This is a genomic window from Erwinia persicina, assembly GCF_019844095.1.
GTDB lineage: Bacteria > Pseudomonadota > Gammaproteobacteria > Enterobacterales > Enterobacteriaceae > Erwinia > Erwinia persicina.
This window is the reverse complement of record NZ_CP082141.1, coordinates 2381266-2408130: the sequence shown is the minus strand read 5'-3', so window position 1 is coordinate 2408130 and position 26865 is coordinate 2381266. Positions and strand designations below refer to the sequence as shown.

Annotated in this window: 26 protein-coding genes and 1 pseudogene; 9 read left to right on the top strand and 18 right to left on the bottom strand. The window is 57.9% G+C overall.

What is annotated here, in order from left to right; all coding sequences use genetic code 11:
- Window positions 1–6: 6 nt before the first annotated feature.
- The 4 genes and pseudogenes from K6L24_RS10920 to K6L24_RS10905 all read right to left on the bottom strand — a co-directional run bounded on the left by K6L24_RS10920 (window position 7) and on the right by K6L24_RS10905 (window position 2872).
- Window positions 7–426, bottom strand: a complete 420-nt coding sequence (locus tag K6L24_RS10920) for a GFA family protein (RefSeq protein ID WP_118664120.1) — start codon at window positions 424–426, stop codon at window positions 7–9.
- A 72-nt stretch (window positions 427–498) separates the two neighbouring features.
- Window positions 499–1035, bottom strand: a complete 537-nt coding sequence (locus K6L24_RS10915; protein WP_062743258.1) for a cytochrome b/b6 domain-containing protein — start codon at window positions 1033–1035, stop codon at window positions 499–501.
- A gap of 147 nt (window positions 1036–1182) precedes the next feature.
- Window positions 1183–1467 (bottom strand): annotated as a pseudogene (locus tag K6L24_RS10910) (sugar ABC transporter permease); the annotation flags it as partial.
- Window positions 1468–1528: 61 nt separating this feature from the next.
- Window positions 1529–2872, bottom strand: coding sequence for an ABC transporter substrate-binding protein (locus tag K6L24_RS10905; RefSeq protein WP_191928105.1), 1344 nt, complete (start codon window positions 2870–2872; stop codon window positions 1529–1531).
- A gap of 530 nt (window positions 2873–3402) precedes the next feature.
- Here K6L24_RS10905 and K6L24_RS10900 point away from each other — a divergent pair.
- Window positions 3403–4002 (top strand): GNAT family N-acetyltransferase, encoded by a 600-nt coding sequence (locus K6L24_RS10900; protein ID WP_222682318.1) that lies wholly within the window; start codon window positions 3403–3405, stop codon window positions 4000–4002.
- Window positions 4003–4014: 12 nt separating this feature from the next.
- Window positions 4015–5106 carry an ABC transporter ATP-binding protein gene (locus K6L24_RS10895; protein ID WP_191928104.1) on the top strand — a complete coding sequence of 364 codons (1092 nt, stop codon included), beginning with the start codon at window positions 4015–4017 and terminating at the stop codon, window positions 5104–5106.
- A gap of 70 nt (window positions 5107–5176) precedes the next feature.
- On the opposite strand, the gene K6L24_RS10890 is transcribed toward K6L24_RS10895, so the two are convergent.
- Together K6L24_RS10890 and K6L24_RS10885 are read right to left on the bottom strand one after the other, a co-directional pair.
- Window positions 5177–6298: an ROK family transcriptional regulator gene (locus K6L24_RS10890; protein WP_062743252.1), complete on the bottom strand. Its 1122-nt coding sequence runs from the start codon at window positions 6296–6298 to the stop codon at window positions 5177–5179.
- Window positions 6295–7185: a glucosamine kinase nucleotide-binding domain-containing protein gene (locus K6L24_RS10885; RefSeq protein WP_222681444.1), complete on the bottom strand. Its 891-nt coding sequence runs from the start codon at window positions 7183–7185 to the stop codon at window positions 6295–6297. The genes K6L24_RS10890 and K6L24_RS10885 overlap by 4 nt, the downstream gene beginning before the upstream one ends.
- Before the next feature lie 289 nt (window positions 7186–7474).
- Between K6L24_RS10885 and K6L24_RS10880 the strand changes: the two genes are divergently transcribed.
- On the top strand, window positions 7475–8623 hold the full coding sequence (locus tag K6L24_RS10880; protein ID WP_222681443.1) for a Gfo/Idh/MocA family protein: 1149 nt from the start codon (window positions 7475–7477) through the stop codon (window positions 8621–8623).
- A 211-nt stretch (window positions 8624–8834) separates the two neighbouring features.
- Window positions 8835–10043, top strand: a complete 1209-nt coding sequence (locus K6L24_RS10875; RefSeq protein WP_062743249.1) for a diguanylate phosphodiesterase — start codon at window positions 8835–8837, stop codon at window positions 10041–10043.
- Window positions 10044–10091: 48 nt separating this feature from the next.
- On the opposite strand, the gene K6L24_RS10870 is transcribed toward K6L24_RS10875, so the two are convergent.
- Window positions 10092–11924 (bottom strand): methyl-accepting chemotaxis protein, encoded by a 1833-nt coding sequence (locus K6L24_RS10870; protein ID WP_222681442.1) that lies wholly within the window; start codon window positions 11922–11924, stop codon window positions 10092–10094.
- Between the two features lie 231 nt (window positions 11925–12155).
- On the opposite strand from K6L24_RS10870, the gene K6L24_RS10865 reads away from it, so the two are divergent.
- Window positions 12156–12575, top strand: a complete 420-nt coding sequence (locus K6L24_RS10865) for a GNAT family N-acetyltransferase (protein ID WP_137269351.1) — start codon at window positions 12156–12158, stop codon at window positions 12573–12575.
- Window positions 12576–12586: 11 nt separating this feature from the next.
- On the opposite strand, the gene K6L24_RS10860 is transcribed toward K6L24_RS10865, so the two are convergent.
- Window positions 12587–13036, bottom strand: coding sequence for a DUF4385 domain-containing protein (locus K6L24_RS10860; RefSeq protein WP_062743246.1), 450 nt, complete (start codon window positions 13034–13036; stop codon window positions 12587–12589).
- Window positions 13037–13438: 402 nt separating this feature from the next.
- Here K6L24_RS10860 and K6L24_RS10855 point away from each other — a divergent pair, with 402 nt between their 5' ends.
- Window positions 13439–13612, top strand: coding sequence for a YnfU family zinc-binding protein (locus K6L24_RS10855; protein ID WP_218007816.1), 174 nt, complete (start codon window positions 13439–13441; stop codon window positions 13610–13612).
- Between the two features lie 41 nt (window positions 13613–13653).
- Here the strand turns inward: K6L24_RS10855 and K6L24_RS10850 are convergent, their stop codons facing one another.
- From K6L24_RS10850 to exaC, 4 genes are all read right to left on the bottom strand, one after another.
- Entirely contained in the window at window positions 13654–14562 is a 909-nt protein-coding gene (locus tag K6L24_RS10850) for a LysR family transcriptional regulator (protein WP_062743245.1), read from the bottom strand.
- Window position 14563: 1 nt separating this feature from the next.
- Window positions 14564–15325, bottom strand: coding sequence for a YdcF family protein (locus tag K6L24_RS10845; RefSeq protein ID WP_062743244.1), 762 nt, complete (start codon window positions 15323–15325; stop codon window positions 14564–14566).
- 121 nt (window positions 15326–15446) lie between these two features.
- The gene (adhP, locus tag K6L24_RS10840; protein ID WP_062743243.1) at window positions 15447–16472 is read right to left on the bottom strand and encodes an alcohol dehydrogenase AdhP; all 1026 of its coding nucleotides are present in this window, start codon (window positions 16470–16472) and stop codon (window positions 15447–15449) included.
- A gap of 26 nt (window positions 16473–16498) precedes the next feature.
- Window positions 16499–18019 carry an acetaldehyde dehydrogenase ExaC gene (exaC, locus tag K6L24_RS10835; RefSeq protein WP_062743242.1) on the bottom strand — a complete coding sequence of 507 codons (1521 nt, stop codon included), beginning with the start codon at window positions 18017–18019 and terminating at the stop codon, window positions 16499–16501.
- A gap of 282 nt (window positions 18020–18301) precedes the next feature.
- Between exaC and K6L24_RS10830 the strand changes: the two genes are divergently transcribed.
- Window positions 18302–20089 carry a sigma-54-dependent Fis family transcriptional regulator gene (locus tag K6L24_RS10830; protein WP_222682317.1) on the top strand — a complete coding sequence of 596 codons (1788 nt, stop codon included), beginning with the start codon at window positions 18302–18304 and terminating at the stop codon, window positions 20087–20089.
- Here K6L24_RS10830 and K6L24_RS10825 read toward each other — a convergent pair.
- From K6L24_RS10825 to K6L24_RS10805, 5 genes are all read right to left on the bottom strand, one after another.
- Complete coding sequence (locus tag K6L24_RS10825) at window positions 20086–20481, bottom strand: YybH family protein (RefSeq protein ID WP_062743240.1); 396 nt, start codon at window positions 20479–20481, stop codon at window positions 20086–20088. The genes K6L24_RS10830 and K6L24_RS10825 overlap by 4 nt on opposite strands.
- 96 nt (window positions 20482–20577) lie before the next feature.
- Window positions 20578–21375 carry an anti-sigma factor family protein gene (locus K6L24_RS10820; protein WP_222681441.1) on the bottom strand — a complete coding sequence of 266 codons (798 nt, stop codon included), beginning with the start codon at window positions 21373–21375 and terminating at the stop codon, window positions 20578–20580.
- Window positions 21372–21887 carry a sigma-70 family RNA polymerase sigma factor gene (locus K6L24_RS10815; protein WP_062743238.1) on the bottom strand — a complete coding sequence of 172 codons (516 nt, stop codon included), beginning with the start codon at window positions 21885–21887 and terminating at the stop codon, window positions 21372–21374. The genes K6L24_RS10820 and K6L24_RS10815 overlap by 4 nt, the downstream gene beginning before the upstream one ends.
- A 26-nt stretch (window positions 21888–21913) precedes the next feature.
- Window positions 21914–22444: a tetratricopeptide repeat protein gene (locus K6L24_RS10810; protein ID WP_062743237.1), complete on the bottom strand. Its 531-nt coding sequence runs from the start codon at window positions 22442–22444 to the stop codon at window positions 21914–21916.
- Window positions 22445–22457: 13 nt separating this feature from the next.
- The gene (locus K6L24_RS10805) at window positions 22458–23042 is read right to left on the bottom strand and encodes a cytochrome b (protein WP_118664108.1); all 585 of its coding nucleotides are present in this window, start codon (window positions 23040–23042) and stop codon (window positions 22458–22460) included.
- A 383-nt stretch (window positions 23043–23425) separates the two neighbouring features.
- Here K6L24_RS10805 and mqo point away from each other — a divergent pair, with 383 nt between their 5' ends.
- A complete protein-coding gene (gene mqo / locus K6L24_RS10800) occupies window positions 23426–25078 on the top strand; it encodes a malate dehydrogenase (quinone) (protein ID WP_222681440.1) in 1653 nt (550 codons plus the stop codon).
- Between the two features lie 71 nt (window positions 25079–25149).
- On the opposite strand, the gene K6L24_RS22420 is transcribed toward mqo, so the two are convergent.
- Complete coding sequence (locus tag K6L24_RS22420; RefSeq protein ID WP_118664107.1) at window positions 25150–25950, bottom strand: hypothetical protein; 801 nt, start codon at window positions 25948–25950, stop codon at window positions 25150–25152.
- Between the two features lie 128 nt (window positions 25951–26078).
- Between K6L24_RS22420 and K6L24_RS10790 the strand changes: the two genes are divergently transcribed.
- The gene (locus K6L24_RS10790) at window positions 26079–26720 is read left to right on the top strand and encodes a Vat family streptogramin A O-acetyltransferase (protein ID WP_062743235.1); all 642 of its coding nucleotides are present in this window, start codon (window positions 26079–26081) and stop codon (window positions 26718–26720) included.
- Window positions 26721–26865 lie beyond the last annotated feature (145 nt).

The window sequence follows — 26865 nt, the reverse complement described above, 5'->3', positions numbered from 1 at the left end:
TGATGCTCAGTGATCATCGGGCGGTGTGGGGGTGAAGGACAACGTGCCGGCAACGCCGCCTGCACCGCCATCTTTCGGGTGGTTGATGCCATCCGTGACGTTAACCGAGGCAAAGTCAAAGGGGGAAACCCCGGCCAGGCACGCGGCATTAACCCCGTACTGCTGCGGATTTGATCGGCTCTGATGGAAGGTATAGATACCGCACACAGCGCAGAAATAGTGTGCCACCTCCCGGCTGTTAAAGCGGTACTCGGTCAGGCTCTCCTGGCCTTTGGTGATATCCAGCGCTGAGGCAAAGACCACCACGGCACCGCGCATCCGGCAAAAGGAGCAGTTACAGCGCCGGGCGGTGTTCAGCCCGTCGACCAGGGTGACGTTAAACATCACCGAACCGCAGTGGCAGCGGGCGGGCATGATATCTGGCATGGCAATTCCCCCTAGGTTTTCGCTTATCAGGGCTGCATATTATCAGCCACGCGGGTGACAAAAGTGTGATCTTCAGCCCGTTTTTTGCCGTGACGGCATCATCCTGACCAGCGTGTTATCGCGGAAAATATAATGGTGAACCAGCGCCGCCAGCGCATGGATGCCAATCAGCCAGTAGCCCACCGGTGCCAGTACGGTATGCCAGTGGTTCAGGCTGGCGGAAAGCGCCGGACGGGCGGTCTGACTAAAGGGCATGGCCAGACCGTAAAGGCTCCAGTCACTTCCCCAGAAGTAGCGTGACGCCAGCGCCAGGGCTGGCAGGGAAATGAATAACGCATAGATGCAGGCATGGGTAAGATGACTCAGCGCGGTGTGCCAGCGCTTCGGAGGCGGAATGATGGCCGGGGACCGCTGATGCAGCCGAATCATCAGTCGCGCCACCATCGTCAGTAAGACGGTGGCCCCGGCCGTGACATGGGTGACGGCGATGGCATAACCGTGCCAGGTGCCTGGCCGGGCGAAGTCGCTAATCAGAATGGATCCATAGGCCAGCAGCAGCAAAATGACGGTCAGCCAGTGCAGAAGGATCAGAGGAAATGAAAACTTCATTTTTTTAATTCACCCGCGAAATGAACAGCCCTATTCTGCGGCGCATTGTGGCAGAATAGGCGTCGTCACAACACCCCTTACCCCTTCTGTGAGGCAACATCATGGCCTGCCAGTCAGACTGTCCCTGCAAGAACCCGGATGCGCCAACCTATCATCATTCAGGAAACTGCACAGCAGCAGGCCGATGCCGATGGGCAGCAGCGTATAGAACAGCATCAGCAGCGCGTTATTACCCAGCGCTATCCAGAACACCGGGTCGCTGAACATACGCAGATAGTTACTGAAACCGACAAACAGTGGTGACGAGGTGCCATCCCATTCAGTAAAGCTGATGCCCAGTGAGGCCAGCAGCGGCAGCAGTAAAAACACGCCGTACACCAGCACGGCGGGCAGAAGATAAAGAAAGTTACGCCAGGGACTCAGATTCAACATAAACGTACTCACAGGCCAGAACGTCTGTAGGCCCGGCAGTGATGCCACCGGGCCATGGGGCTTAACGCTTCATGCTTTTCAGGTAGCGCTGATAGTTGTCGTCAAAGTTCGTCACCATCTTATCGACCGTCTGGCGGCCACCGAGCAGCAGCTGGACGTTCTGATTCAGTTCGGCGTTCATGGTCGGCGTGGCCCAGTCAACGTAGTGGCCCAGTCCGTCATGCTCATTAAGGGTTAACCACACCTGCCACGCCTCTTTCAGCAGCACGTTATCGGCAGGCACCTGCGCATTTTTATTCGAGCTGGCTGGCAGGAAACCGGCTTTCAACCAGCGGTCAGCCATGGCATCTGACACCATATAGTCGATGAATTTCGCCGCTGCATCCTGCTGGGTTTTGTCTTTTGCCGTACTGGTCACCGAAAAGGCCAGATCCGTACCGCCGACCATCAAAGGATGCGTGACCCCGGCACCTGCCGGCATGGCGGCAAAGTGGATATCTTTATTATCTTTAAACTGGCCAAGGTACCAGGTACCGCTGATCAGGAAGGCTGACTGGCCGTTCTGGAACAGGGTGGCCGCATCATCGTTACCAATGCCCTGGAAGCCTGGGAAGAACCAGCCTTTATCATTCCAGCTTTTCAGCATCTCTCCGGCTTTGGTCAGTTTCGGATCCTTGAAGGTACCGCCGACGTCATAGATCAGATCATCAAGCGTTTTACGGTCTTTACTGTCGATTTGTGCCTGCCAGAGGGTACTCAGCATCTGCTGGCCCATATTGCCGTCCAGCAGGCCCAGCATCATCGGAGCCACCCCCTGCTCTTTTAGCTTCGCCATGGCATTTTCCAGTTCTGGCAGTGTCTTCGGCACGGCAATCCCGGCTTTATCCAGCAGGGCTTTGTTGTAGTAGAGCCCGACCATCTCGCCAAGACTGGCCACGCCGTACAGCTTACCGCTGCCGAAGTCACCTTTATCAGACCAGCGGTTACGCTTGAGGATGGAGTCCGGGAAGCGCTGCGTCCAGCCGTAAGTGCTGGCATAACCGTCCAGCGGGATCAGCAGCTTATCTTTGACCAGCGAGCCCATATCCCCACCGCCCTGATTGACCTGAGCAATCTGCGGGCCATCGCCCGCGGTTAACGCCAGCTTCAGCGGAATGCGGGTGTCTTCAAAAGAGTGCACGGAGCGGTTAATAATGATGCCCGGGTTTTCCTGGGAAAAGGCTTTGATTCCTTCATCCACGGCGGCGGTCTGCTGCGGGTAGTTATAGATATCCCATTCATTAAGCGTGACGGCGGCATGGGCGCTTTGCGCCAGGCATCCCACCAGCGTGCCCGCTGCGATCAGACGAGAGAGCAGACGCACGGAAGCGCGAAACGGGAACGAACGAACGGATGAATTAGACATAATGCTCGGTTTCTCCATCACGGAATGGGCATCCTTTCATCTCGACATCTGCTCATCCCGCAGACTGACGCCACGATAATTATCGCACCTCTCAATACTTACTTTAATAAGAAAACAAAGTCAAACCTCTGCGCAGGGGAATTTCCGCACTGTGATCCGGGGCGAGAAATCAGCAGGTTGCGCCCCCTGCCAGCAGGTCGTCGTGCCATAAAGGTCAACATCGGCCGATCAATCCGTCCTTATCACGCTCTGCCAGTACAATACGCTGATTCACCGAAGTAAAAACTAACCCTCTGTATTACCATATGAAAATCATATGTTTCTTCCTGCGGGAATAACCGATGAAGCCAGTAAAATAACCAAAGCCGCTGTGTAACGGGTGTGCGGACGATCACAGATGCCGCTAGCGGCCCTGCTGATGGCGAACCAACGCCCCGCTTTGTGAAGTGACGCAATTATTTCATCTTGAAAACTAAGTCTGCATTCATTAACGTTGAAATGGCTCAATGGCTGACCAACGAGAAGAGAAGATGAATAATCCCAGTACGATCCGTGCGGCCACCCCCGCAGACTATCCGGCGCTCTATCGCATCTGTGTGCAAACCGCCCATGCCGGTCAGGATGCGACGGCGCTCTACTCTGATCCGGAATACCCCGGGCAGCGTTTTGCTGTCCCCTATGCCCGCTTTGCGCCGGATTTCGCCTTTGTGCTCGATGTGGGCGGCGAAGTGATGGGCTACGTCGTGGCCGCACCGGATACGCGGGCGTTTGAAGCCCGTCTGAATGAATCATGGTGGCCAGCCTTGCAGGAGCAGTACCGCCAGCGCCAGCCGGAAGCCCCGCTCGATGGTAATCTGCTGAACAGTATCCGCCATCCTGACACGGCTGCGGAAGAACTGGTCAGCAACTGGCCTGCCCATCTGCATATCAACCTGTTACCGGCGCAGCAGAAAGGCGGCTGGGGCCGCAAGATGATTGAGCATCAGCTGAATGCGCTGCGGGCCGCGGGAGTACGCGGGGTTCATCTGGGCGTCAGTCTGCAAAACGAGCAGGTGTGTGCTTTCTACGAGCGGATGGGCTTCCGGCCCCTGCTGCGCAGCAACGCTATTTATATGGGCCAGTTACTCTGAGTGAGGCAGCCGATGACCAGTTTGCGATTGCAGAACGTTGAAAAGTCTTACGACCATATCAGTGTGATCAAAGGCATTGATCTGACCATTAATAGCGGGGAGTTTGTGGTCTTTGTCGGGCCTTCCGGCTGCGGGAAGTCGACCCTGCTGAGGATGATTGCCGGGCTGGAGGAGATCAGCGGTGGGCAACTGCTGATTGATGAAGAGGACATGACCCAGCGCCCGGCCACCGAACGCGGCGTGGCGATGGTTTTCCAGTCCTACGCGCTCTATCCCAATATGACGGTGCGCGGCAACCTCGCCTACCCGCTGGAGGTGGCGAAAAAACCGAAGGCGGAGATTGCCCGGGCCATTGCAGAAACCGCTGACAAACTGCATCTGACGGAGTTACTGGATCGTCATCCGCGCGCCCTCTCGGGGGGCCAGCGACAGCGGGTGGCGATTGGTCGCGCCATTATTCGTCATCCACGTATCTTTCTCTTTGACGAGCCGCTCTCCAATCTGGATGCGGAGCTGCGCCTGCAGATGCGTATTGAGATTGCCCGCCTTCACGCTTCGCTCGGGAACACGATGATTTATGTGACCCATGACCAGCTGGAGGCGATGACGCTGGCCGACCGCATCGTGGTGCTGCGCCAGGGGCGCATTGAGCAGGTCGGGTCTCCGCTCTCCCTGTATCACGATCCGGATAATCTGTTCGTGGCGGGGTTTATTGGTTCGCCAAAAATGAACTTTATTGCCGGGGAGGTGCTGGCCTGTCGGGCCGGAGAAGTGCAGCTGCGCCTGCCGTCATTAGGCATCGCTATGCTGACGCTGCCTCTGCATTCAGACTGCCAGGAGGGGCAGCGGGTGACGCTGGGCATCCGCCCCGAGCATTTCCAGCCGTTCAGCGGGGAGGGCCCGGCCGCACGTTTCAGCGCGGAGCTGACCTACAGTGAGCTGCTGGGGCACACCAATTACCTGTATCTGAAGACCGGCAGCGACGCCATGCTGGTGGTGGAAGAGCGCGAGGTACATGAGCGGGAGATGGGGACACAGGTGACGTGGGCTATTCCCCCCGCACACTGCCTGCTGTTTGATGAGCAGGGGCAGCGGATCCGCTAGTCGGGCCGGGGTAAGACACCGGGCGGACCGCTTACAAAGGGGACGCCACCGCATCGGAGGCATCCGCCGGTTATACCGGCGATTCTGCCTCGTCATTGGCCCGGGCGGCCAGCAGATCCAGCAGCTTATTAATGGCAAACCCGGCGGCCCCCAGCGCCCACATGCGGCTCGACTCGGTGAGGAACTGCAGCGGCGTGGTCTGCGGCGTCAGCTTCAGCCGATAGGCCTGGAAGTTAAGCGTTATATGGTCGAGCAGAATACGGGATGCCATCTGCGGTTCCATCGCCAGATAGACCACATCCGGATCGTAGGCAATAGAGAGGTTGGCCAGGGAGATCCCCAGGTGCCGCCCCGCTTCTTCCAGCGCTTCAAGCGCTTCCGGTGTGGGATTGCTGTCCAGCGACTTCAGCGTGGCCGACGTGGCTTCCGGCCCGCAGACCCGCTGAAGCACCGCCCTTGAAGAGGCCACTTCTTCCAGCAGACGTAATGAACCGTCCCCCAGTAATGCATGACCAATCTCTCCGGCTTTACCGTGACGCCCGCGATAGAGCTGACGATCCAGCAGAATACCCGCACCAATACCTTTGCCGTAGGTCGCGATCACCGCCGACTGTACGTTCCCCAGTTGACCAAACACCATCGCGGCCAGGGCCATCGCGTTGGCGTCATTTTCGATAAACACCGGCAGGTCAAAACGCGCTTCGAGCAGCTGTGCTATCGGCACGTTATCCCAGTCCAGCACGTTGGAACGGATGCAGACGCCCTGCTCTGCGTCCACCAGGCCGGACAGCGCCAGGCCGATGGCACCGACGCGCTTCCCTTCCACGCCGCGCAAAAATTTTGCCAGCGCATCACTGAGCTGACGGGGGGTCATCGCCCCCGACGGGATCTGCTGTTCACTGAGCAGATTACCGTTCAGATCGGTCATCACGATCAGGTTACGTTCTGCATTGAGCTGAATACCTACCACGCTGGCGCGATCGGGGTTGAGGCCCAGCAGCGTTTTGGGTCGCCCCATCGATACGCGCCGCAGGCCCAGCTCCTGGATCACCTCATGCGCCAGCAGGCGGTTAGTGGCCTGAGAAACGGTCGACATACTTAAGCCGGTCCGCACTTTCAGGTCGGACTGGCTGATGGGGGCATTTTCAACAATCAGGCGCAGAATGCGCGCGGTCACGTTTGGCGCGGTCATATTTCCCTTGTTTCAGCCAGTGAGGCGTTATGGCGGGCCAGATAAAGTGCGCCCGCCAGGGCATCCTGTCGGGGAGCGACCAGCAGCGTGCGGATCGCCTCAGGCAGCCAGTGTTCAACAGGTGAAGCCAGCCCGCCCATCAGGGCAATGCGCCCGTTGCTGAGACGGTGCAGACGACGCACCAGCAGAGTGATATCGTCAGCGGTCTGTTGGATCAGCGCCACGGCATGGGGATCGCCGGCATCGGCCGCGGCAAACACCTCGGGCACGACGCTGGCCCAGTCGCCCGGCGTGGCGGTGCGCGTCCAGAGTAGCATTGACTCGGCACTGTGGTGAAAGCGTGCCATCACGCTGTGAGTCAAGTCCGTTTTGGCAATGATCTCTTCATGGGCCAGCAGCGCCAGCCGCAGGGTCCGGCGGCCGAGGTCGGCACCCGCCCCCTGATCTGACAGCGCAAAGCCCCAGCCGCCGAGCAGCGTAAAGCGCTCCCCGTTCCAGGCCGCGCCCTGGCTGCCGGTGCCGACAATCAGCACGGCACCCGGCTGCCCGTGGTGGGCCCCGGCACAGGCAATTTCAACATCGGTGATGGCCCGCACAGCGGCACAGGCGGGTCGCCAGCTGGCGAGGCGTGCCTGCACCGAAGCCACATTCGCCCCGGCCAGCCCCGCGACCAGCGCCGTTCTTGACAGCGCGTCGGCCGGCAGCCCGGCTTCCGCGATGGTCCGGGCGATCAGCTGCTCTGTACCCTGGATGGCCTGCGTGTAATCGGACCAGACATTGGCCGGGCCGCCGGTGGTTTCGGCCAGGACGGTACCGCTGTAATCAGTTAGCCGCGCGCGGCTGCGCGTGCCTCCGCCGTCAATACCGAGGAGATAGTCTGGGTGCACGCGTTTCCTCCCAATTAAGCCAGGTGAACAGAGGTGACAGTAGTGTCCGAACGATAGGTGAAAAAAACTTAAATCGCAATAACAAATAAATATGACGAAATTTACGTAAAGTAAAATTGATTATAATCAGAAAGATAACTTTTAAACCCCGTAAGTGTGATGTCACCGATATTGACATTAGTTTTTCTGTCGTAATAAGTTGGTGGTCAGATAATCTCCAGCTGACCTCCCCCGTTCGGGTTGGCTTACCGTTACCTCATGCTTCGGCATTTCCGTCAGGGGTTTTAACATGAAAGTAGGCATTATCGGTCTGGGTTTCCGCCTGTCCCATGTCGTTCACGAGTTCAGTAAAGCCGATGCGGCGTTTGAACTGGCTGGCTATTACGATCCGGCCCCGGCGGGCCTGGCGAACCTCCAGAGCTTTGGTATTGCTGCCGGGACGGCTTATGACTCAACGGACGCGCTGTTACAGCACGGCGACCTCGATCTGATCCTGGTGGGGTCACCCAACTTCATGCACCTTGAGCATATTCGTCAGGCGCTGACGGCGGGTTATCGGGTGTTTACCGAAAAACCGGTGGTAATTAACGAAGCGCAGACAATGGAAATGGCGAAGCTGGTGCGCGAATACGGTCAGGACCGGATCCTGGTCGGGCTGGTGCTGCGTTACTCCCCCCTCTATCACGATCTGCTGGCCGCCCGCGATGCCGGCCAACTGGGGGAAATCACCTCGATCGAAGCCACCGAGCATATCAAGCCCTATCACGGGGCATTCTTTCAGCGCGACTGGCGTCGGCTGGAGAAATATGCCGGTCCCTATATTCTGGAAAAATGCTGCCACGATATTGACCTCTATCAGGGGCTGATTGGCGAACGTCCGGTGCGCGTGGCCAGCTTCGGCGGCCGGAAGTCATTCACTCCGCAGCACGCCCCCCAGGGGGCTGTGACGGCGGACTCAGAGGTCTACCATGTGAAACCCAGCGGCTGGTCATCGACCGATGCGGTGTTTGACAGTGATGCGGATATCGTCGACTACCAGACGGCGATGATTGAGTATGCCAGCGGGGCTGCCCTGTCGTTCCACGCGAATCTCAACGTCCCCGATGAGTTTCGCCGCTTTTGCGTTATCGGCACTGACGGAATGGCCGAGGGGGACTTCGTCCGCAACTATTTCCGCGTCCACAATGCCCGCACCGGCGAAAAAGAAGTGGATACCGCCTACAGTGGGAATGCCTATGACGGCCATTACGGCGCCGACGCGCTGATGGCAGAAGAGATTGTGAAACACATCACCCGGGGCACGCCGCTCAAAGTCTCGGTGGTGGATGCACTGGAAGCGGGCCTGACGGCGATTAAAATTGATGAAGCCCGTAAAACCCGGCAGGTGATCGACCTGACGGAGACCTGGAAACAATTCGATGCCCACCACCAGGGGTAACCAGGAGGTGAGTTTACACCTCCCCTGATCCGGCGTGTCCCCCTCGCCGTGCAGGCTGTCATAGCACTACAGACTGGCTCGTTGTCTCAGCCGGCCCCCGGGCCGGTTTTTTACTTTCTGTATTACCCAGTGTTTTCTTGCGACCGGCAATCACTCTGCGATAAATTCATCTGTAATAACGCCCTTCCCACGTCAACCAGGTCAGGAACGCATGTTAACGACGCTTATTTACCGTAGCCGCCTGTGCAGAAGCGTCAGCGTACATTTTCTGGCACAGCTGGCGGGAAAAGCGCAGCGCTTTAATGAGACGGTCAGCGTCACCGGCATCTTGCTGTTTGATGGCGACTACTTTTTTCAGATCCTCGAAGGCCCGGCTGAGGCCATCGACAGGGTATATAACCGGGTGCGCCACGATCCGCGACACACGCAGATAGTGCAGCTGATGCGCGATTACGCCCCTGAGCGGCGGTTCGGCAAGCTGGGCATGGAGGTGATCGATATGCGCAATCTCTCCTCTGAGCAGATCCTCGAAAAAGTTCTCAGCCGTGGCACCGCAAAATATCCGCTGAATTATGGCGACCGGGTGTTCAAATTTATCAAAACCTTTGTCACCGGACCGCGAAAGAATCATCTGTCGCTGCCCGATGACAGTGCTGAGTGGCGTTTCACCGCTGAAGCGGACGCAATGCAGATGCGGACTTGCGCTCCTGACGGCGAACCCTGTCAGTTTGCTCTGCAGCCGGTGGTGAATCCCGGTGCCCGCAGCATCGGCTATCTGGAAGCCCTGATCCGCAGCCCGTCTGGCGGTTCACCGGCGGATTTTTTTGCGGCGATCCCCGCCGATAAGCTGTATGAAGCGGATCTGCATGCCAAGAATGCGGCGTTTGCCCTCGCCAGCCAGCTGGACATTGGCCACGCGCAGATCGCAGTGAACCTGCGGCCCATGTCGCTGGTGCTGGTGCCTTCAGCCGTGGATATATTGCTGGAGCAGATTACGCGTCACGGGCTGGAGCCGGAACAGGTGATCGTGGAAGTGACGGAAGATGAGTTTATTTCGCGTTTTGATGAGTTTGAAAAGGCTATCCACCAGCTGCGCTATGCCGGTATTGGCCTGGCGATTGATGACTTTGGCGCGGGCTTTGCCGGACTTTCTCTGCTGGCCAGGCTGCAGCCTGAAAAACTGAAAATTGATCGCAGTCTGATTGAGTCGATTCAGACTAACGGGCCGAAACAGGCGATCGTCAGAGCCATCGTCAACTGCTGCGCATCGCTGGAGATCACCGTGGTGGCAGAAGGCGTTGAAACGGCCGCCGAGTGGCGCTGGCTGGAAGCGGCAGGGATTCATCATTTTCAGGGATATCTGTTTGCCAGACCACTGCTGAACGGCATTCCGGCGGTGGCCTGGCCCCATCTTAACTGATTCGGTCAGGCCCGGTGCCAACGCACCGGACCCTTACGAAATCCCCTGTCAGGCGTGGGTGGTAAAGCGTGATACAGAATTCAACAGACTTTCAGCCTGGTCGCGCAGGGCGTTTGCCGCTGATGAGGACTGCTCCACCAGAGCAGCATTTTGCTGCGTGACGTTGTCCATTTCCGTGATGGCGACGCCGACCTGTGAAATACCGCTGTTCTGTTCGTCAGAAGCCTGCGCGATCTCGTTAAGAATGCCGGTAACGCTCTCTGCTGAAGTGACAATGTCACGCATTGTTCCCCCGGCCTGCTCCACCAGCACCGCCCCGGAGTCAATCTGCTTCACCGACGCCGCTATCAGCGTGCCAATCTCTTTGGCGGCCTCTGCGCTGCGCTGGGCCAGGTTTCTGACTTCCGTTGCGACGACGGCAAAGCCCCGTCCCTGCTCGCCCGCCCGCGCCGCTTCCACGGCAGCATTCAGCGCCAGAATATTGGTCTGGAACGCAATACTGTTAATGACGGTAGTGATGTCATTAATTTTCACTGAGCTGGCGGTAATGGCGCGCATCGTTTCCGTCACCTGAGTGACGATACTGCCCCCTTTATTGGCGATAGAGGCAGTCGTCTGGGCCAGGCTGGTGGAGTGATGGATATTCTGTACGTTATTTTTGACCGTGGCGGTCAGCTGTTCCATGCTGGCGGCCGTTTGCTCCAGCGCTGCGGCCTGCTGTTCCGTCCTTGACGAGAGATCCTCATTACCCGCTGCAATCTCAGCAGAGGCCAGATTGACCTGCGAGACGCCGTTGCGGATATCACTGATAATGCGGCGCAGGTCGTCATTCATGCCACCGACCGCGTTCATCAGTTTACCCATCTCGTCACGTCGCGGGGTCGCCATATGCATACTGAGATCGCCGGAGGCAATGCGCCGGGTAAACGTCAGAATGGATGACAGCGGACGGGTAATCAGGCGGGTGATCACCATCGCGATCGCGATACCGGTGACCACGGCGGTCAGCAGGATCGCCACCATCCAGACAATCGCCTGCCGGATATCTTCCTGGGTGGCATCAATTTCCTGTTCGAACAGCTGCCCGCTAATCGAAGTGAGTTTGAGGCCGGCGGCCGCCAGCGATCGGGTGGCTTCCTGCTCGGCGAGGAATGAAGTGCGATAACTGCTCACCTGCTGTTCTTTCACATTCAGCGTAGCGACGACGGACTGGAGACGCTCACGCTCTACGGGCCGCATCTGAGGTGCTACTGACTGTAGTAACTGAATCGATTCAGTTATAAAGCCTGCCAACGCATCCTGCGCCGCTTCACTGTTCTGCAGTTCCAGCAGCGTCAGACGGATCGCGACGCCATCAAGGTGTTTAACTGACTCTGCCAGTGCCGCAGCAGGCGCGGCAAATTCGGGCTGACCGGCATACGCGGCAGAAAGACCGGCGACCGCCTCTCTTTCTTTGCTGACCGACAGTGCAGAGGCGATCTGGCTGCGCTTCTGGGTTTCCAGCACGGTTTCCGCGCGTTTATCGCGATAGGTCGCGATATAGCCAGTCAGGCTGTCGAGCTGCGATCGTTTATCTGCACTCCAGTGGCGCTGTTTCAGTTCATTAATCTGCGCCTCGACCTCCTGCAGGTGCCGGTCATTGGCGGTGATAAATTGTTCATCGTGTGTTTTGATATACTGCAGGCGTGCATCTTTCGCTAAGGCAAACTGGTCAGTCAGGATTTTTAACATCCGCACTTTTCCTGCGCGGTCGCCAATATCATCCAGACTTTTAATCCCGCAGAGTGCCACGGCAATACTCAGGATCAAAACCAGGCCAAAACCTGACATTAACTTTTTTCCAACGGCCATATTCTCAAAGTACACAAACAACTTTTTCATTAAATAAACTTCCTTTGTTGAACGACGCTTGTTTTAGTAAATCGCTCAGTTATCGGCAGCGCAGGGGCGAGAAATAGTTTATTTAGTTACTTTACTATCACCTCTTGGTAACAATTTGTTATTCACACGCAACAGCAAAAAAAGGGGGTGTTGAGCTGTTCAGAGGGTGAATTCTCGACTATGGTTACCGGCCACTGCTCTGCCTTTTTATTACCGCGTATAAGGTGACTCATGGATGTAACCGTTGTTGAACATATTTCAGAGTCGGACAAAGAGGATCTGCTGGCGGGGTTAAGAAGCTATAACCGTCAGTTCATCAGTAAAAAAGACTGGGGCGATCTCGGCCTGTTTAGCCGCAATGAGGACGGTGTCCTTCTGGGGGGACTGATCGCTTCCAGAGTCGGGCTGTGGCTGAATATTGAGTATCTGTGGGTCAGTGAAGCGGCGAGAGGCAGCGGGCTGGGAGCCAGATTGATCCAGACGGCGGAGCGCGAAGGCGTTAAAAAGGGGACGCGTCAGGCGCTGGTGGATACCTTCAGCTTTCAGGCGCTGCCCTTTTATCAGAAACAGGGTTACCAGTTGCAGATGACCTTAGCGGATTTTCCTGACCCGGGCATACAGCGCTATTATCTGACTAAACATCTGGTGTAGCCTCGCCAGCTTTATCCATATTGTTGCTGATGTTTTTTCCTGCGCGCCAGATAATCCTTATCGGCGCGAATGTTATCCCAGCAGGCTTTAAATACGGCGGCCGCGGCGGCTTTCTCTTCATTCAGGGTATAAGGAAGGATATTTCCGTCAGCATCGTATTTTTTACCGCCCTTGTGGTTGGCATAGCGACGGGCCCGCGTGTACCCCATCTGAATAAATTTGCGGGCCATATCCATGCCAACAAAATCGTCGTTATTCCGGTAGTCCTCAAACATCGCCATAATCTTTTTAGCGGACGTTTCTGCTATCGCCACCGTTTTAAAACGCCAGTGCGGCAGGATCTCTGATTTATAGGGTTCCACCATCAGCACACCCTGCTCCCCGCGCCCGACCTGATAGTGTTCCGGATGCAACCGGCAGTCGAGCTGTGTGTAGTCCTTCTGGTAGTCAAACGCCTTCATCTCCGTTCTCTCCGTTCCTTACCTGAATGAGCTTCGTTCGTTTATCCAGCCTGGCACAGGCTGAACGGCTTTGCCGCTTGCCCTGCGTGGAATAAGCTCGCCGCTAATACAGACCCTGAAAGCAGCATCAGTGTTATCTGCCGATAACCTGCTGAGAAAGGCGTGCTTAAGATGCAGGGAGTAAATAAAACAGACATTGCGGCGTTGTGCATTTTTTGGCACGTTTAACCGGACAGTGATCATCAGGCGGTATACAGTGGCGGCACTTATGCCGGGCGCGTTGCTGGCGGGTTCCCGGCCCCAGCCATTCTCTGGCGTTGCAGGATGCTGTTCATCCCGGTCAGGGAAGATGAAAACGACGTTCACGCAGTCATCATATTCGCCGCCAGTCAGTGAGGTTTTATGTCATTTATCAATGATGTTATGAAGCGCTTATCCAGCGCCACGGCGTCAACTACTCAGGCCGTATGCCCGGTTTGCGGGCATCGCTCATCCCATGCTGCCATCAAAATTCGCCAGCAAAAAACGCTGCTCTGCCCGTCCTGTAAATCCCTTTTCGTTGTGCCTCATTCATGAAGATGCCGATTTGACTCCTCAGAAGGTTTTTCGTGACACTGTCACAAAGGTACCTGCTGACGGCAAACGGTGAGCAGCAGCTGCCGTAGCCAGCGGTGAGCGGGATCGGCCTCCGATCGCGGATGCCACATCTGCGACACGGTAATCGGCGCGGTTTTCACCGGCAGTTCAAACATCGTCAGCCAGCCCTCTGGCTGGTTAATTAAAAACGACGCCGGTACCAGCGCCACCAGGTCAGAGGCCCGGGCTACCGCCAGCGCGGCGGGAAAACCCGGCACCACGGCCTGCACTTTGCGCTGCAGGCCCAGTTCCGCCAGCGCGTCATCTACCGGCCCCGTGCGGCGGCCGCTGCGTGAGGCCACAACGTGGCCATAAGCCGTATACTGCTCAACACTGACGCCCGCCTGCTGCGCCAGCGGATGATCCCGGCGGACCACGCCGACGAAACGATCGCGAAACAGTGCCTGAAGGCGAATTTCCGGCCCCATCTCCCCGGCCACACCAATTTCAATATCCACCAGACCTTCACGCAGCGGCTTCGCGCTCTTTTGCGGCTTCGGGGCAAATCGCAGCCGCACCAGTGGGGCTTCGCTGGCAGCAGCGGCGATTAGCGCCGGGCCAAAAGCTTCCACAAAGCCGTCGTTGGCGCGCAGCGTGAAATCGCGATCGAGTGTGGCCGGTTCCAGCGTGGTGATGGCGGGCCGCAGCACGGCACGGGCTTCAGTTACGGCTCGCCGGCTGCTTTCACGCAGGGCTTCGGCCCGGGGCGTCAGCACCATCTGCCGCCCTGCCCGCACCAGCAGCGCATCGCCGGTCACGCTACGCAGACGGCTCAGGGTACGGCTCATGGCCGAGGCACTGAGCCCCAGACGACGCGCGGCCGCCGCCACGCTGACTTCCGCCAGCAGCACGTCCAGCGCGATCAGCAAATTCAAATCAGGTTCAGTCATTTCAGCGCACGCTCGCTGCAAAATCTGGCTGGGCCATCAGACGCTGCCAGGCCTGTTCCACCGCATGGGGAACGTCAACATGGCCGATAAAGCCGAGGCCCTGCGGGCCATAGCCCTGATGATCGTCACGCAGCCGGCGGACTTCGCCCAGCGCCATCGAAAGATAACGGTCCAGCGCCCACAGTCCGTCAGCCGGGCTGGTGCCGGTGATCACCGGCTGCCCCTCCTCTAATGCCAGCTGAGGGACAAACACCGGCCAGCTGATGAAGTCGGCCTGTATCCCCTGGCGTCGCCATTCATGCCGGAAGGTTTCGGCGGTTCTGCGCTGCATCAGTGGGTCCTGAACCAGCAGAATGCGTTGGGGTTCAAGCCCGCGGGCGGCCAGTATACGGCGGCTGAACGCGGCATTTTCACCGCAGTTACGCGACTGATCCTCCAGGATCAGGCGATCGGCAGGCAGGTGAAAACGCTGCATCGCCGCATCCGCCAGTAACCGGGCCTCGCTGGCGGCCTGACTGTCGACCTTTACCGCCTGCAGCACCGAGGTTAACAGCCCGGTTGAATGGCCGACGCCACCGCTCAGAACCACCGGCATGGACGCCTGCGTCAGCCAGGCAAAGGCTCCGTCAATGGTCGGCAGGATGGCATGGCCGGCGAGGATCATGAGGTCAGCACGGCGATCCTGTTCGCTGACCGCATCATTCACGGCCAGCCAGTGGGTGAGAGTATTAAGGTGCGCAATATCCTGCGGGGTCAGCGTCATAAGCGGGCTTTTACCAGGGAAACATCCGTCCGATGATATCACTGAAAGTGGGTGGTTTGCGAACAGGCACAGCGCGCTGCGGTGCCTGTGAGGAAGGCCAGTGTTGACCTGGCCGACAGGTTTAGAGGGACAGATCGATAACGATACGCCCCTCAATTTTACCGGCATGCATACGGGCAAAAATATCGTTGATATTGGCCAGCGGCTCGACGGCGATGTTCGCTGCCACCTTATGGCGGCCGGCAAAATCCAGGGCTTCCTGCAGATCCTTGCGCGTGCCGACAATCGATCCGCGTACGGTAATGCCATCCAGCACCATATCGAAAATCGACAGGTCAAATTTCCCCGGCGGCAGCCCGTTCAGCACCATCGTTCCGCCGCGACGCAGCGTACCAATGGCCTGTTCAAAGGCTTTGGGCGAGACGGCGGTGACCAGCACGCCGTGTGCGCCGCCGAACGACTCTTTAAACACCTTCGCCGGGTCAACGTTGCGGGCGTTGGCCGTGACGCTGGCCCCCAGTCGTCTGGCAAAGGCCAGTTTGTCATCATCAATATCCACTGCCGCCACGTTAAAGCCCATGGCCACCGCGTACTGGACCGCCATATGGCCCAGCCCGCCGATCCCGGACACCACCACCCAGTCCCCGGCTTTGGCTTCGGTCATTTTCAGTCCCTTATAGACCGTGACACCGGCGCACAGAATGGGGGCAATTTCATTAAAATCGATATTGTCCGGCAGAATACCGACATAGTTCGCATCGGCCAGGCAGTACTCGGCAAAGCTGCCGTTCACCGAATAACCGGCGTTTTGCTGCGAATGGCAGAGGGTTTCCCAGCTGTCCAGGCAGTGTTCGCAGTGGCCGCAGGCAGAATACAGCCACGGCACGCCCACGCGGTCGCCCTCCTGAATATGTTTGACGCCCTCGCCGACCGCCACCACATAACCGACGCCCTCATGGCCCGGAATAAACGGCGGTTGCGGCTTGACCGGCCAGTCACCTTCGGCGGCGTGCAGGTCGGTATGGCAGACACCGGTGGCGATGACTTTCACCAGCAGCTGACCCGGTCCCACCTCGGGGATCGGCACCTGTTCAATCACTAACGGTTGACCAAAGGCTTTCACGACGGCAGCTTTCATGGTTTTCATTATGCACTCCTTACGGGAAAACAGGCTTAAAACAGCCCTAACGGTGCTGTGTCATAGCTGACCAGCAGGTTTTTGGTTTGCTGATAGGCGTTCAGTGCCATCTTGTGCGTCTCGCGCCCGACGCCCGACTGCTTGTAACCGCCAAAAGCGGCGTGGGCCGGATAAATGTGATAACAGTTAGTCCACACGCGTCCGGCCTTGATGCTGCGGCCCATGCGATAGGCAAGGTTCGAGTCGCGCGTCCAGATGCCCGCCCCCAGGCCAAACTGGGTTTCGTTGGCAATCGCCAGCGCCTCCGCTTCATCCCGGAAGCTGGTCACGCCAATCACCGGCCCGAAAATTTCCTCCTGGAAACAGCGCATCTGGTTATCTCCCTGGATAAGGGTTGGCTGGATGTAGTAGCCGCTGTCCAGCTCCGGGCCCAGGCTGGCGCGTTCACCGCCCGTGAGAATTTTTCCGCCTTCCAGACGGGCGATATCGATGTAGGAGAGGATTTTGTCGAACTGCTGCCGCGATGCCTGCGCACCGATCATCGTCTCCGTATCCAGCGGGTCACCACGTTTGATGGTGGCGACTTTTGCCATCACTTTTTCCATAAACGGCGCATAGATCGCTTCATGGATCAGTGCGCGTGACGGGCAGGTACAGACTTCGCCCTGGTTGAAGAAGCCCAGCACCAGCCCTTCTACGGCTTTATCAATGAAATCAGGCTCGCCGTTCATCACATCAGCAAAATAGATGTTCGGTGACTTACCGCCCAGCTCCACGGTGCAGGGAATAATGTTTTCTGCCGCACAGGCCATAATGTGGCGGCCTACCGGGGTTGAACCGGTAAAGGCAATCTTGGCGATACGGCGGCTGGTGGCCAGGGCTTCTCCGGCTTCCCGGCCAAAGCCCTGCACGACATTGAGCACCCCCGGCGGGAAGAGATCCCCGGCCAGTTCCAGCAGCAGTGTGATCGCCAGCGGCGTCTGTTCAGCGGGCTTCAGCACCACGCAGTTACCGGCTGCCAGCGCCGGGGCCAGCTTCCAGGCCGCCATCAGCAGCGGGAAGTTCCACGGGATAATCTGCCCGACCACGCCCAGCGGCTCGTGGAAGTGATAAGCAACGGTTTTCTCATCAATCTCGGCCGCGCTGCCTTCCTGCGCCCGCAGGCACCCGGCGAAGTAGCGGAAGTGATCCACGGCCAGCGGCAGATCCGCATTAAGGGTTTCACGGATCGGTTTGCCGTTATCCCAGCTCTCTGCCACGGCCAGATATTCCAGGTTCGCTTCAATCCGGTCTGCCAGCTGCAACAGCAGGTTGCTACGGTGCTGAACGCTGGTTTTTCCCCAGGCGTCTGCGGCGCGGTGCGCCGCATCCAGCGCGGCGTCGATATCACGCGCATCGGAGCGCGGAAACTGCGCAATGTCACTGCCGTTCACCGGGGAGGTATTCATAAAATACTGGCCGCTCAGCGGTTCGACGAATTGGCCATCAATGAAGTTGCCATAGGCGGCCTTAAAGGAAACCAGGGCTCCGGGGGTACCGGGATGGGAATAACGCATCGCAAAATCCTCTTGTAGGGGGTTCTCAGAGAGATTCAACCGCGCCGTACTGCTTTTCATACGTTGTCACGGTTGAACGATCCCTGTTGCACGCGGCGTGCCAGTTTCAGGATGAGGTATCGCGGTTTATAATCATCATAAGAATCAGATGGATAGGCTTTGAGGTTTATCTGTAACGGGAAGCCTGAAGGAAAAATTCTGCAACTGTGTTGCAAATCGCAACACCCTGAATACCAGATGGCTACAATGTCGCAACACTCTGACGACGGTATGAGGTTATCAATGCAGGGATTTTCGTCACCGGCCATTCCCGCCGCGATCGCGCCCGATCCCCTTCTGAGCGACTCCTGGTTTCGCAGCCAGTTATACGGTCTGGATCGCCTTTCCGATGATTTTCCCCGACTGCGCCAGGGAGAACTGGCAGATGTGCTGGCTCACCACGCCACGCTGCAGCAGTTTGCCCGGCCTGCCATCCACGCCCTGGCCGAAAAAGTGGCCGACAAGCAGGCCGTGGTGATCCTCTCCGACGCCAGTGGTCTGGTCCTGAATACCTTTGGCGACATGCAGGCGCTGAAAAAAGCCGAACGCTTTGCACTGGCGCCTGGAAATTTGTGGAGCGAGTGCGGGCGCGGCACCAATGCTATCGGCACGGCGCTGGCCATTGATGACTGCTGTGAGATCGACGGTCAGCAGCATTTTCTCACCCGTAACCAGGGCCTGTACTGTGCGGCCATTCCGCTGCAAACCCCCGGCGGTCAGATTGCCGGCGTGCTGGATATTTCCGGTCCGGCGCATTTTGCCCATCCGCATACGCTGGCATGGATCAATGAGGCAGCCAGACAGATTGAGTATCTTTGGGTGAAGCAGACCCTGCATCCTGACCAGTGGCTGATGAGTCTGCATCAAGGGCTGGAGGGACTTGACCGGGCTGAAGAGCTGTTACTGGTGTTTTCTGACAATGTACTGATGGCAGCCAACCGCGTTGCGATGCGTGAGCTGACGTTACGCAGTGAGCAGATGGGCAGTCTGACCTTTCAGCAGCTCTTTCCTCATTTGCAACAGCACGCTAATCAGGTCCCGCAGTCCCTGACAACCTGTGATGCGCAGCACTATTTTTTCCGCCTGCGTGCCCCGGCCCGTCGCCACGTTGCTGCCCGGCAGACCGGATCCTCCCTTCTGCCGGTGCCGCTGCGTGACGGCGGGGACAAGCTGGTGCGCCTGCTGAATGCCGGGGTATCACTCTGCGTACAGGGCGATACCGGCAGTGGCAAAGAGTATGTCAGCCGTGCGCTGCATCAGCAGAGCCGCTGGCGTCAGGGGAATTTTGTCGCCATTAACTGCGCGGCGATCCCCGAGTCGCTGATCGAATCGGAACTGTTTGGCTATCAACCGGGGGCCTTTACCGGTGCCAGCAAGAACGGCTATATCGGTAAAATTCGCGAAGCCGACGGCGGGGTGCTGTTTCTGGATGAAATTGGCGATATGCCGCTGGCACTACAGACCCGTCTTCTGCGTGTTTTACAGGAAAAAGAGGTCGCCCCGCTGGGTTCGAGCCGCAGCTGGCCGGTGAATTTTGCCGTGATCTGCGCAACGCACCGCAACCTGCCCGCGCGGGTCGCCAGCGGTGAGTTCCGCGAAGACCTGCTCTACCGTCTGCAGGAGTTTTCACTGACTCTGCCGCCCCTGCGCGAGTGGCCGGAACTGCCTGCCTTTATTCTGCAGCTCTGGCAGGAAATGGGAGGGGAACAGCGGGGCATCGGTCTGTCGCCGCGGCTGCTGGCTACCCTGACACAGCAGACATGGCCGGGCAATGTCCGGCAGCTGCGCAGCGTGCTGAAGGTGTTACTGGCGCTGGCAGACGATGATACCCAGCTGGATGCGGACAGCCTGCCGCCGGAGTATCGGCATTGTTCACCACCCCTGCGCCCCGCACTGCAACAGCATGACGACGCCCTGATTGCGGCAACGCTGCAACGCTTTAACGGCAACGTCAGTAAAACGGCGGAGGCACTGGGGGTGGCGCGCAGCACGCTCTACCGGCGGGCGGCGCGCCAGTCTTGCGGAGATTAACCGTCCAGCAGCGTGGTGCCGTAAGAGTTATCGATAGTGCAAAGCCAGCCGCCGTCCGGCTCCTGACGAAAGACATAGGTGGCCCGGCGTGTGGTGGTGACGCTGCCTCCCGCGCCGTCCGGATAGTGCAGGACCGTTTCCATAATCACCAGGGCGTTTCCGCTGCCTTCGATGACCTGCATCTCGCCCTGCTCTACCCTGAGCTGGCCCTGAAAGTGGTCGGCAATCGCTACAAAGGCCCGGCGAATGGCATCGTGCCCCTGCACAATCATCCCGGGTTTCACCACCAGGCTGGCATCAGCGGCATACCAGCCCATCAGGCTGTCAAAATCCCGGGCGGTGATCGCCCGGTCACAGGCTTCTATGATGCGTCGTATCGGGTGTGAATTCACGTTAATGGCTCCTGACTGATAAGGTTGGTTTTTTACCCTGTCATAACGGTGCCAGGAAACAAAGCTTTTATCTCCTTATCTCCTTATCTGTTTGTCTCAGGCTGCGCTTAACCCCTGCCTCAGCCTCCCGGCGCTCTGTTGCAGCTGTTGTGCCGGAGTGCGGCCAATCAGCACAAACTGATAGCCCCCGGCGTGCCACCAGGCGAGACTCATCCCGTGACGCCGCTCCGCCTGTATCCCGGTTTCATTTTCATGCTTTTCACGCGAGACGCAGAGTGCTACCGGCCCCCACTGGGCGTGTTCCCAGGCGATCTGCACGATGCTGGTATCGTCATAGCGCAGCAGGCGCACGCTTTTCAGCGCGGCATTGTGTAATGCCAGCTGTTCCGCGCTGAGCTGCAGGCCCATCTGCTGCGAGGTCCGTTGCAGCGCCCGCGCAATCAGCGGCGCGGAGCTGTCCACGTCGGCCAGCGTCTGCCGGCTGTAGAGGGACATATACCCGGCTTCCAGGTCGCGGATCTTCTCGCTTTCACGCTGCGCGGTATCGGGCCGGACAAAATAGCCGAGGCTGGAGCCGATGGCGAGGAAACTCAGCGAGGCGGCAATGAGCGCCCGGCGGCTGACCTGGCGGGTCGCGGCCGGCGCGGGCGCTTGCGCCAGCAGGCGATTGAGGTCGTCCTTCATCTGCGCCGCCGGTGCCGCCGCCAGCAGCGGTTCAAAGGCCGCTTCAAACGGCTGGTTGCTTTTCATCAGTGCAGCGGTGCGGGCAGACAGCGTCTGATCACGCTTCAGCTGCTGTTCAAAGTCCTGCATCTCGTCTGCGCTCATCTCACCGTCGAGCCACGCGGTGATTGCTTCATCGCTCCAGGGGGCGCTTAACCGTTCTCTGTTCACAGGCGTTTCTCCTTTACGGTCGCTGAGCCGGTTTCGGCTCGTGCCAGCGTAGTCCTTGCCGCCGCCAGACGGCTCATAATGGTGCCAATTGGCACGATCAGCGTGTCAGCCGCTTCCTGATAGGTAAAACCTTCAACATAGACCAGGAATACGGCGTTCCGTTGTGCCTCCGGCAGTCTGGCCACGCGCTGCATCACCTGCTGATAGTGCAGATGGTTATCGTCATGCTGGCGGGTGTCCGGGGCATAAAGTTCGTCGCTGTCGACAAACCCCTGCCCCTGGCGGACGCGCTGCGCACGCAGATCGTTGATCCACACCGAATGCAGCAGCGTAAATAACCAGCGGTCAATGCGCGTGCCGGGGGTGAACTGTGCGCTGCGCTCAAGCGCCCGGACACAGGTGGTCTGCACCAGCTCACGGGCGACCTCGTTGTTACGGGACAGCACCATCCCGTAGCGCCACAGGCGCGTAAGATGGTCGGCCAGATGATGGCGGACTTCGCTGCTCGTCATGTTTTCTTCTCCAGGCCGCCGGCCGTTCAGGACTCAGGGTGGCCGTTTATCGCCGCCTGTAAATCCCGGTACTCTTCACAGTTCACCCCGCACAGGGAGCGAATGACCGCCAGCTGCTCGCGGGCCAGGTCAGGTCGCCCTTTAATCATCCACGCCTCCCCGAGGTATTCGCGTACCCGGGCATAGCGTGGATCGAGCGCTATAGAGCGCTGATAATAGCCTATCCCCTCATCCGTGCGCCCTGATTTCCGCGTGGCGTAGCCACGATAATTCCATGCCTCGCGGGTATCCGGATTATCTAACCTGTCCAGCAGATTCAGTGCAGCCTGATAGTCACCCTTCTTCGCCAGGTGGTAGGCGTAGCGGGTTTTATCCTCATCGCTGAGACGGCTGGTTTTTTCCACGACGCACTGCCTGCGGGTGCTGTCATAGACCTGACCTTTCGGGCAGTCCGGGGTTTTGCTCTCGCTGTTGTCATCGCCCATCGCCTGCGCCAGCGGCGCGTGCAGACTAAACAGCAGTGCCGGAAGTGCCATCAGTAACGTCATTTTTTTCATGGTCGTTATCCTGTCAGGAAGCGGAAGTATTGCGAGCGGGCAGCATTCTGCGCAGGACGCTGTCGCGCAGAACATAGTGATGGAACAGTGCAGCAAGCGCGTGGACACCGGCCAGAATAATCAGCGCCCAGGCCACATTGTCGTGCCAGCCGGCCAGCTGATGACGTCGGCCGGGATCGACGGCGATCCACGCAGGAATATGAAACAGACCGAAGAAGGTAAAAGGCTCCTGCTGCGCCCAGCGGAACATAAAGCCGAGGCCTGTCTGCGTGAACAGCAGGAGATACAGCGCCCCGTGTACGCTGTGCGCGGCAATACGGGAAAGGCGCGATCCTGCTGCAGGTGGCAGGGCAAAGCGCGCCCGCTGCTGGCTGAAGATGCGCCACAGTGGGCGGATAATCATCACAACCGCCAGCAGTATGCCGCAGGAGATATGCACGGACTGTAAGCCTTTACGCAGCGGTGTCCCGCGCTCCAGCAGCGCCCAGATATGCGCCGATGCAAACAGAAAGATAACGCTGCCGGCGGTCAGCCAGTGCAGCGTCAGAGTCAGGGCGTCATAGCGCTGACGCAGGGGCCGTGAGGAAGGTAATGACATCGCGAGGGGTTTCCTGTCGCAGTGAGAGATGTTCAGTTAACACCTGAGGAGGGTTTTCTATTCGAAAAAATATCACCTTTTCGACCGACAGCGTGGGGCCAGGGGGGGCAGCATTGAACGCGGCACGGACAGTAAAAGGCTGCTACGCGTCCTTTCCCCGGAAAGGAAATGGGTCGTTATTTTTTCATCCCTTCGGTTTATTTAATAACAAAACCCCGCCTATTTATAAGTAAATAAACTCAGAGGGTAATTAAATTAAACGTTAAGTAAGTAAATTAATTTGGTGATTTGATTTAAATATAATAAATAGTTATTAACTTTTCGTTAAATTAAGCCTAAAATATGCGCTCAATTTGTTAACCTATATTGATGCCTTATTTAATATGTCTAACTTTAAAAGAATGATCCCCCTGCTTTCTCTGTCAGCAGTGCTGGTGTGCACCAGTACCTGGGCTGAAACTCCTGCCACGGAAAAAACCGATGTCCTGCTGATCGGCGGCGGTATTATGAGTGCCTCTCTGGGCACCTGGTTACAGGAACTTCAGCCAGGCTGGAAACAGCTGATGGTCGAGAAGCTGGACGGCGTGGCGCTGGAATCCTCTAACGGCTGGAATAATGCCGGTACAGGTCACTCCGCCAATATGGAGCTGAACTATACGCCCGAGCGTCCGGATGGTTCTATTGATGTGTCTAAGGCCCTGGACATTAACGAACAGTTTATGATTTCCCGCCAGTTCTGGACTGCCCAGGTTAAGCGCGGCATCCTGAACAATCCGCACTCTTTTATTAACTCTACGCCACATATGAGTCTGGTCTGGGGTGACACCAACGTTAACTATCTGACCAAGCGTTATGAAGCGCTGCAGCAGACCACCCTGTTCCAGGGCATGAAGTTCTCCACCGATCAGAACCAGATCAAACAGTGGGCACCGCTGACCATGGAAGGCCGCGATCCGCAGCAGAAAGTGGCGGCAACCTGGACCCCGGTCGGCACCGACGTCAACTACGGTGAAATTACCCGTCAGCTGATCGGCAGCCTGAAGAAAGATAAAAACTTCCAGCTGGAAACCTCCGCTGAAGCGACCGATTTCAAACGTAACCCGGATAACTCCTGGCATGTGACCATCACCGATGTGAAAACCGGTGAAGAGCACGCGGTCGATGCCAAATATGTCTTCATCGGTGCAGGCGGCGGCGCGCTGAAGCTGCTGCAGAAAACCGGCATTCCTGAAGCGGATAACTATGCAGGCTTCCCGGTGGGCGGTTCCTTCCTGGTGACTGAGAACCCGGAAATCACCAAACTGCACACTGAAAAAGTGTACGGTCAGGCTTCCGTGGGCGCGCCGCCGATGTCCGTACCGCACCTGGACGCCCGCTTCCTCGACGGCAAGCGCGTGGTGCTGTTTGGGCCGTTCGCGACCTTCTCCACCAAGTTCCTGAAAAATGGTTCGCTGTTCGATCTGTTAAGCACCACCACCACCAGCAACTTTATGCCAATGACTCATGTCGGCATGGATAACTTCGATCTGGTGAAATACCTGATTGGCCAGGTGATGCTGGATGACAATGACCGTTTTGAAGCGCTGAAAGAGTACTACCCCGCTGCACGTAAAGAAGACTGGAAGTTAATTCAGGCAGGCCAGCGCGTCCAGATCATCAAAAAAGATGAAGAAAAAGGCGGTGTGCTGAAACTGGGTACAGAAATTGTGACCGATCAGCAGAAAACCCTGGCGGCCCTGCTGGGTGCTTCCCCGGGTGCGTCCACGGCGGCCCCTATTGCGCTGAACGTGATGAAAAAGCTGTTCCCTGAGCAGTTTAACTCTCCGGAATGGCAGAGCAAGATCCGCACTATCGTGCCGAGCTATGGCCAGCAGTTAAACGGCAACAGCGCGCTGACTCAGCAGGTGTGGGACGATACTGCCGCCACCCTGCAGCTGGTGAAGCCACCGGTAATCGATATGGATCACAAGCAGGCAGACGCCCCTTCTCAGCCAGAGAAACGCGCCGACAGCCCGCAGCACGACATGGCACTGTAAGCCCTTCTGACGTGAAAAAGGCCGATCCTCAGGATCGGCCTTTTTTTATGGACTGAATACGGGGAGGCCGATCAGCCAGCGCTATTCTGACTGTCCGTTGCTTCCGTAAAAGCGGGCTTGGTGCGGGTCACCGAGTAGTCCACCTTTTTGACTTTACCGGGTACGGTGGTGATTTCCACCGGCGGGATGGTCACACGGCCCAGGCCGAACAGGGTCTGTACATAACCGCCCACCTGATGCTTGCCGGGCTCGACAAATACCGCCCGTTTCTCTCCCCGCTTGAGGATCCCCGCTTCCGTGCCGTCAATGGTCAGCGTAATGGATGAACCGTCATCTGCGCGGGTCACGATATGCGAAACATCAATCTGCGTCGGGCCGCTGCTGAACGGTGCCACGGCCTGAGTGCTTTCTGACGCTGAAATTTTCTCGTCCTTCACCGGTGCTGCTGCCGCAGGCGTCGTGTTTTCGACGGGGGCAGGCGCGCTGGCCGTCGCAGCGGGGACGTCGGCTGACGGTGAGGTGGCCGGCGCTTCGGCCGTGCTGGCCGGTGTCTCTGCGCTCGCCGCCGCTGGCGTGACGGGCTCTGTGACAGCACCCGGTGCGGTGATCGGCTGCGTCTGCACCGGCTGTTCGACAGGTGTTGGCTGCGCGGTATCTGCAGACGGCGTCGATTCTGCCGGCTGGGCAGACGGGACAGGTTGTGCTGCCTCTACCGGCTGTGCAGATTCTGCCGGTTGTGCGGCGGCAACGGGCGCATCGGTGGCATGAGCGGCCTCCCTCACGGGGGCCTGCGTGGACGCCGGTTTGAAGGCGGCACATCCGGTCAGCGTGGTGGCGGCAACGACGGCTGCCAGCGTAAAACGATACAACATTATGGCGAATTCTCCTCGGCCGAATTTGGCGCAGCTATCATAACGCCCCTCTGCGCCTGAATACAGCTTAGGCGGATCGGTATCCTCTGAATTACACTCTCTTTACGCTATGACTACAGGAGGACTTTATGTACGGACCCCATCCGGACGAGAAACATCCCTTACCTGACTTCCCTCAGGTCTGTTTTATTAAAAACAGCGTCACCTGTCCCAATATCATCATTGGTGATTACACCTATTACGACGACCCGGAAGGGGCTGAAAACTTTGAGCGCAACGTGCTCTATCACTACCCGTTCATCGGCGATAAGCTGATTATTGGTAAGTTTTGCGCCCTGGCGCGCGGGGTGAGATTTATCATGAATGGGGCCAATCATAAGACCTCCGGCCTCTCTACCTTCCCTTTCTTTATCTTCGGCAACGGCTGGGAAAGTGCTGCGCCCGAGCCTGGCGACCTGCCCTATAAAGGCGACACCCGCGTGGGTAATGACGTATGGATGGGTTATGACTGCCTGATTATGCCCGGCGTCACCATCGGTAACGGCGCGATTATTTCGTCACGTTCAGTGGTGGTGTCTGATGTTCCTGCCTACAGCATCGTGGGAGGAAATCCGGCAAAGGTGATCCGTCAGCGTTTCAGCGATGAAGTGATTGCTGAGCTGGAAAACATTGCCTGGTGGGACTGGCCGCCAGAGAAGATCACGCAGAATCTGGCGGCGATAACGTCCGGGGATATTGCGCGCTTAAAGGCGCTTCAGAGCGCCTCTTAGAACGTTTCGCGGGTCGTCCTTTTTCATTGGTCGGCCCTTCCGTGCTGACCTTGCGGCCAGCCTAAGCCCTAAGTACTCACCTGTTTTATTGCTTATTTGCGCATTTGATTTAAGTCACGTACCACTAAAATAGTCTGATTACACA

Bases quoted from the DNA above. Each gene is read 5' to 3' on its own strand.
- adhP (WP_062743243.1), bottom strand. From the start codon at position 16,472: ATGAAAACCATGAAAGCTGCCGTCGTGAAAGCCTTTGGTCAACCGTTA.
- K6L24_RS10905 (WP_191928105.1), bottom strand. From the start codon at position 2,872: ATGTCTAATTCATCCGTTCGTTCGTTCCCGTTTCGCGCTTCCGTGCGT.
- K6L24_RS10815 (WP_062743238.1), bottom strand. From the start codon at position 21,887: ATGACGAGCAGCGAAGTCCGCCATCATCTGGCCGACCATCTTACGCGC.
- K6L24_RS10915 (WP_062743258.1), bottom strand. From the start codon at position 1,035: ATGAAGTTTTCATTTCCTCTGATCCTTCTGCACTGGCTGACCGTCATT.
- K6L24_RS10810 (WP_062743237.1), bottom strand. From the start codon at position 22,444: ATGAAAAAAATGACGTTACTGATGGCACTTCCGGCACTGCTGTTTAGT.
- exaC (WP_062743242.1), bottom strand. From the start codon at position 18,019: ATGCGTTATTCCCATCCCGGTACCCCCGGAGCCCTGGTTTCCTTTAAG.
- K6L24_RS10900 (WP_222682318.1), top strand. From the start codon at position 3,403: ATGAATAATCCCAGTACGATCCGTGCGGCCACCCCCGCAGACTATCCG.
- K6L24_RS10875 (WP_062743249.1), top strand. From the start codon at position 8,835: ATGTTAACGACGCTTATTTACCGTAGCCGCCTGTGCAGAAGCGTCAGC.
- K6L24_RS10845 (WP_062743244.1), bottom strand. From the start codon at position 15,325: ATGACGCTGACCCCGCAGGATATTGCGCACCTTAATACTCTCACCCAC.
- K6L24_RS10790 (WP_062743235.1), top strand. From the start codon at position 26,079: ATGTACGGACCCCATCCGGACGAGAAACATCCCTTACCTGACTTCCCT.
- mqo (WP_222681440.1), top strand. From the start codon at position 23,426: ATGTCTAACTTTAAAAGAATGATCCCCCTGCTTTCTCTGTCAGCAGTG.
- K6L24_RS10860 (WP_062743246.1), bottom strand. From the start codon at position 13,036: ATGAAGGCGTTTGACTACCAGAAGGACTACACACAGCTCGACTGCCGG.
- K6L24_RS10890 (WP_062743252.1), bottom strand. From the start codon at position 6,298: ATGACCGCGCCAAACGTGACCGCGCGCATTCTGCGCCTGATTGTTGAA.
- K6L24_RS10830 (WP_222682317.1), top strand. From the start codon at position 18,302: ATGCAGGGATTTTCGTCACCGGCCATTCCCGCCGCGATCGCGCCCGAT.
- K6L24_RS10895 (WP_191928104.1), top strand. From the start codon at position 4,015: ATGACCAGTTTGCGATTGCAGAACGTTGAAAAGTCTTACGACCATATC.
- K6L24_RS10855 (WP_218007816.1), top strand. From the start codon at position 13,439: ATGTCATTTATCAATGATGTTATGAAGCGCTTATCCAGCGCCACGGCG.
- K6L24_RS10880 (WP_222681443.1), top strand. From the start codon at position 7,475: ATGAAAGTAGGCATTATCGGTCTGGGTTTCCGCCTGTCCCATGTCGTT.
- K6L24_RS22420 (WP_118664107.1), bottom strand. From the start codon at position 25,950: ATGTTGTATCGTTTTACGCTGGCAGCCGTCGTTGCCGCCACCACGCTG.
- K6L24_RS10850 (WP_062743245.1), bottom strand. From the start codon at position 14,562: ATGACTGAACCTGATTTGAATTTGCTGATCGCGCTGGACGTGCTGCTG.
- K6L24_RS10805 (WP_118664108.1), bottom strand. From the start codon at position 23,042: ATGTCATTACCTTCCTCACGGCCCCTGCGTCAGCGCTATGACGCCCTG.
- K6L24_RS10865 (WP_137269351.1), top strand. From the start codon at position 12,156: ATGGATGTAACCGTTGTTGAACATATTTCAGAGTCGGACAAAGAGGAT.
- K6L24_RS10920 (WP_118664120.1), bottom strand. From the start codon at position 426: ATGCCAGATATCATGCCCGCCCGCTGCCACTGCGGTTCGGTGATGTTT.
- K6L24_RS10870 (WP_222681442.1), bottom strand. From the start codon at position 11,924: ATGAAAAAGTTGTTTGTGTACTTTGAGAATATGGCCGTTGGAAAAAAG.